Raw genomic sequence first — 4,825 nt, 5'->3', positions numbered from 1 at the left:
TAACTACTACAGGCACACTTGGATCTTTAGCTATAGCTGGACTTTATCGGCAGATGAGTTTATCCGTAGGCGAATAAGGAGTATGCTTTGGAGACAATGGAAAACACCACAGAACAGGAAGAAAAAGTTACTCCAACTTAATCCTAAGTTCAAAGGGAAAATACTATGGTCAGGACGCCGCAGATATAGGTTCTGTTCTAGTCTATTAAATTCAGCATTAACTAACGAAGCGTTAGCTAAAGCTGGTTTTACTTGGCTAAACCTGATTCATCGCGAATATTTAAACAAGAATTAGGGTAATAAGAAAAGCCCAGAGTACTAGGTCTCTGGACTTTGGACGTAACCGCCGTATACGGTACCGTACGTACGGTGGTGTGAGAGGTCGCGGTCCTAGGTATAACTATACAACCTAGGATGGCTCTACTCGATGTGCTTGCTTCCTTAACGATTATATTTAAAGGTACAAACATTTACTACAATCAAATGATTAGACTTCAGGATTTCATACGCAAGGTAAGAAGCAAAACAAATTTCAATCGTGTGATTGCCGAAATTAATATTCCATAACAGATCTAAATCGCCATTGATTAAAATATCGATATCCAAATAAATAAGCTTATCCATTTCTTGCTAAGTGAAAATATCAATCATGGCAAAGAAATGATTAGAGGTAATTAATCTTAATAGGAAAACCATCGAACTCTTCACTGTAATAGAAATAAAGGTAATAGTCTTATCCTAAATTTGTGTACAAACTAGATATTTAATTTGTGCTTTGATTCTTATGCCCTTTCTTTTTCTTCTTACAATATTTTTTATACAATCGTGGCAATCTAACCAGATCCATAATTAACTTGTAATAAATATTTTGATATATATCATCTCTGGAATCTTTAACTTCTTGGTTGCTACCAGATAACTCTCTAATTCGCCATTTAACTGTTTCAGGCAATAACACAATATCTTTTGTCCATTCTCCCTGTTTTTTCTCTACATTAAAATTGCACATATCCCCAGGTTGCTTACAATTGTCATTAAAAATAAATGGGATATGTTGAGATAAATAACTAGTTGGGCAAAGACTGAAAAGATTAAGATTATAATGGTCACGTAAATATTGAATTATATGCATATCAAAATTCAAAGAATGCGTATCAGATTTTCCTTCTTTTTTATCAATATTCGGTACAAGACTTAAAATATTTGTTTTGGCTGTATCAAATGCATATAAATCATCTTGATAAAAATCAATGCCTGCGATATAGATATTTTTATATCCACAAGCCATTGCAGCAAGAATCATGTAGACGCCCGAGGTAATTCTTTTATGTTCAAATATCTCATAACGTATTAGTATGATATCTATATCTAAATAGTGAGATAAAAATGCATCGTACCCATCAATTACATCCACTAAGTAAGAAATTTCTTCCTTTAATGTTTTTGGTTCAATCAAAGGATTGTTAAAGGTAGAGGTAACAATATGCTCGATGTCATACTCTTGATTTTCTATTAATTTTTGGGTAGTTAAATATTGATTCCACAAAAAATTAGGTGTAAAAAAAGCTGCTTTTACTTTTTTACCTATAAAATAACAGTCTTCAAAATAAAATTGATTGCATCGAAAAACGTCATAATCTGTAGGTAATCGATCATAGTCAATCGTTCTTAAACTTGGGCCGTTCCCACAAATAATAACATTATCACTAGTTCTTTTTATTTTCTTCTCTTTCTGAATAATCATATTATAAATAAGGAGCGTATTTCCGTGAACAAATAAACTTTTTGATGATTTTCTTGACTTGACGTCCAGAAAGTATTTCTTTAGGCGACATTTTGATGAATTTTAACAAATCTACCCATCGATATTGGGTTAATGTATAGTACATGTAAATAATTTCTTGTATGAATTTTTTCTCTTTTTCATCCATTTGTGAATATCTTGGACAGAAATAACCATATAGCTTTCTCGCATCATCAAAGGTTAAATTAAGTTTTATTTTTAATGAAGGATAAAGAACTGACAAATAATAAACCCAAACTTCCTTACGAATTCCATTTGTCATTTTTCCTTGTTAGCTTGAATATTTCTGTGATACTTGATTACTATGTAATCGGTATTCGACTAATGGCATATTAAGGTTAGCTAATTTGCCTTTCTTTGAAATCTCAAACCATAATTTATAATCTTCAGCATGCTGATAATTTTCATATTTTAAGCCTAGCTCTCTGAATACCTTTGATCGGATTAACACAGTTGGGTGCAACATCGGGCAGTTAATAAACATATTTCGATTTATATCAAAGCGAGACTCAGCTACGTCTGCTGTTGCTTTTGTATTATGAATTTTCATTGCACTTCCACATACCAAAACATCAGGATTTTGTTCCATCCAAGATACTAGGGTATCCAATCTAAAAGGATAGGCTATGTCATCTGCATCCATGCGAGCAATGTAATCCCCTTTTGCTTCCGGTATTGCTTTATTTAGAGAGTAAACGATCCCTTTATTTGCTGTATTTTGTAGAGCTTTTCTCTTTAATTTATATTTTTTGGTGATTTCCTTTCTTCTATCAGGATACGTATAGATAAGCCCTACTATTTGGAAGAGCTTGTGAAAAGGAAGATTTATAGACTTATATTCATTTGGTTTTATACCATTCTTATAAGAATAAATAGCAGCTCCAGGGATAGACATCCCAGAGATGTCTGATATCGTTTGCCACTTTACTTTTTTCTTTCTTAAGTCTATAACAGTTCTATGTTGTTTTTCAGAATAACTTTTCTTATCTTTTGTAGGCAATACATGACACTTGCCTATTTGTTTAGCGTACTTTTTTATTAAGTGATCTGATACTTCAAAAAGTTTTACTGTCGAACGAATTGAATTTCCTTCCTCTATATATTTTAAAGCTTTACTAAGTTTTAATTGAATATCTTTTTTGATTTTCATAACTTTATGACCTCAATGTTAGATATCAATCAAAACTCCAAAAAAAGAGGGACACTTCACGAAAAAATTTCGGGCACAAAAAAAGCCATATTGTTGGATTTTGCTATAAAATAGCATTAATTTAATTAAACAGAAAAAAACAATATGGCGAATTTAAGTATAACACACAACCATAACATTATTGCCCTCTTCGCAACTCATAGCAGTAGTCTATTTAAATCAATTGCGTATATTAACAGTCTACTTCCTTATGATGACCAGAAAACTAGTAAGTCATTAGAATGCACACTATATCGCTGTAGAAAAGATTGGAAAAAGCATTGTGAAGAAAATAATCTAGATCCAACTAATCGTAGCAAGTGTAATAAATTCTTTGCTAATTACGAAAGTAGCTCTTACAATAAGAAAAGAAATAGAGGAAGAAAGACTAAATATCACCACTTTATCTCTGACTATCCAGAGCTAAAAACTCAATATGAAGATTTAATTCAAGATTTAATAACTAAAAAACAGCCTGAAGGCAGAATTATTCTTGAACTTAAAAAATTCTTCAAAGCAAATAAAGTTAGTGATTGTGCTAAATACCTACCGTCTTCACCTAAAACTATCTACAATTGGGCTAAGGCTGATCTAATTCCTCAAAGAATTACTAACGAAAGTAAGCGTAGATATGGTAGAAGTAAAGCCTACGATAAAACTAAGAAACCAGGGTCATTTCGCACTATTGAACAGCGCTCTATTGATTTTCCTAACTTTGACAATGAAACTGGTCATTTTGAATTAGATATTGTTATCGGGGCTGCTAGAGCTACTTCTAGACTATCCTTAATGGAACGGCAAAGTAGATGGCACTTATATACTCCATTAGACTCGTTAAAACCTCGTTATGTAGCTAATGAAGTAATAACATCATATGGATAGCTAAGACTAGAGGATTAAAGCCTAATCAAGTAGTTAAAAGCATTACGTGTGATAACGGCATTGAGTTTAAAGACTACAAGCTTATAGAAGAAACCTTAGATATTCCTGTTTACTTCTGTAAAACTGGACGACCTGATCAACGCTCTCGTCAAGAATGTAGCTATAAAATCTACCGTAGATACTTCTTTCCTAAAAAAATTCGTCAAATATACTTCAAGAAGAGTATGTTTGTATCAATCTAGATTCTGCAATAACATTGTTAGAAGCGTTTTAAATTACCATACCCCTAATGAGGTTTTTAACAATTATATCTAGTCGCTAAAATAGTTTTTGATATTGGCAAAAAACAATTTTATGCGCTTTTTGGACCGCGGAAAATGCGGTTCTAACTCCTGTTTATTTTTTACATACTCCCAACAGCAGCTGAAAATATATCTACGACGAATACCAATATTACAGCTAGGAGTGATATTAATGTAAATGCTGGAGATAGTGTATTAATTATAGATTCCTCTTATTTTGCGAATGAAAATTTAACTGTAATAGTCGTAAAAGGAAGTATTGCTGTTGTAAATTCAAGTTTAGATTCAGGTAATAATACTTATCTTAGTGGTAATACCGATGTAAGCTTAACGAATAATACGTTTAATGCAACTAATATTACGGTTATTACTAATGGAACTTTCACTAATGATAATAATGTGTTTAATGCTAATGTTCACTTGTCTTTATAAAATGTGTCAGGAGAAACCGTATTAAACAAATACGACACATGGTTGCAAAGTACTGGTTTAGATTTTTATCAAACTGAATCTGATGAAGGTCGTAGTTTTATGTCGCAAATTATTGCAACTACATCAGTTGTAGAACAAGATCTTTATATTGCAGCAAATACACCATTATTAAAATAAATACTTAGGAAGTTTTGGTTTTACATTACAAACTTGTGC

The 4,825-nt window shown here is 31.9% G+C and carries 6 protein-coding genes; 2 read left to right on the top strand and 4 right to left on the bottom strand.

The features are described from left to right. Window positions 1–441: 441 nt before the first annotated feature. The 4 genes from CKF58_RS08720 to CKF58_RS04525 form a co-directional block, all read right to left on the bottom strand. Window positions 442–624: a glycosyltransferase gene (locus CKF58_RS08720; RefSeq protein WP_119531419.1), complete on the bottom strand. Its 183-nt coding sequence runs from the start codon at window positions 622–624 to the stop codon at window positions 442–444. A gap of 139 nt (window positions 625–763) precedes the next feature. Continuing rightward, on the bottom strand, window positions 764–1,744 hold the full coding sequence (locus CKF58_RS04535; RefSeq protein ID WP_119531417.1) for an alpha-2,3-sialyltransferase: 981 nt from the start codon (window positions 1,742–1,744) through the stop codon (window positions 764–766). A gap of 1 nt (window position 1,745) precedes the next feature. Further along, window positions 1,746–2,066, bottom strand: a complete 321-nt coding sequence (locus CKF58_RS04530; RefSeq protein WP_119531415.1) for a hypothetical protein — start codon at window positions 2,064–2,066, stop codon at window positions 1,746–1,748. Window positions 2,067–2,075: 9 nt separating this feature from the next. Further along, entirely contained in the window at window positions 2,076–2,954 is an 879-nt protein-coding gene (locus CKF58_RS04525; RefSeq protein WP_119531413.1) for a glycosyltransferase, read from the bottom strand. 144 nt (window positions 2,955–3,098) lie between these two features. On the opposite strand from CKF58_RS04525, the gene CKF58_RS04520 reads away from it, so the two are divergent. Together CKF58_RS04520 and CKF58_RS08400 are read left to right on the top strand one after the other, a co-directional pair. Continuing rightward, window positions 3,099–3,875 carry a hypothetical protein gene (locus CKF58_RS04520; RefSeq protein WP_119531411.1) on the top strand — a complete coding sequence of 259 codons (777 nt, stop codon included), beginning with the start codon at window positions 3,099–3,101 and terminating at the stop codon, window positions 3,873–3,875. Window positions 3,876–4,612: 737 nt separating this feature from the next. Then, window positions 4,613–4,786 carry a hypothetical protein gene (locus CKF58_RS08400; RefSeq protein ID WP_222987704.1) on the top strand — a complete coding sequence of 58 codons (174 nt, stop codon included), beginning with the start codon at window positions 4,613–4,615 and terminating at the stop codon, window positions 4,784–4,786. The last annotated feature ends 39 nt before the right edge of the window (window positions 4,787–4,825 follow it).

It is taken from the genome of Psittacicella hinzii (assembly GCF_003585935.1).
GTDB lineage: Bacteria > Pseudomonadota > Gammaproteobacteria > Enterobacterales > Psittacicellaceae > Psittacicella > Psittacicella hinzii.
The sequence above is the reverse complement of the archived record's forward strand: the minus strand, read 5'-3'. Positions and strand labels throughout refer to the sequence as shown.

Excerpts from the sequence above, each read along its gene's own strand:
- CKF58_RS08720 (WP_119531419.1), bottom strand. The coding sequence starts at position 624 with ATGGATAAGCTTATTTATTTGGATATCGATATTTTAATCAATGGCGAT.
- CKF58_RS04535 (WP_119531417.1), bottom strand. The coding sequence starts at position 1,744 with ATGATTATTCAGAAAGAGAAGAAAATAAAAAGAACTAGTGATAATGTT.
- CKF58_RS04530 (WP_119531415.1), bottom strand. The coding sequence starts at position 2,066 with ATGACAAATGGAATTCGTAAGGAAGTTTGGGTTTATTATTTGTCAGTT.
- CKF58_RS04525 (WP_119531413.1), bottom strand. The coding sequence starts at position 2,954 with ATGAAAATCAAAAAAGATATTCAATTAAAACTTAGTAAAGCTTTAAAA.
- CKF58_RS04520 (WP_119531411.1), top strand. The coding sequence starts at position 3,099 with ATGGCGAATTTAAGTATAACACACAACCATAACATTATTGCCCTCTTC.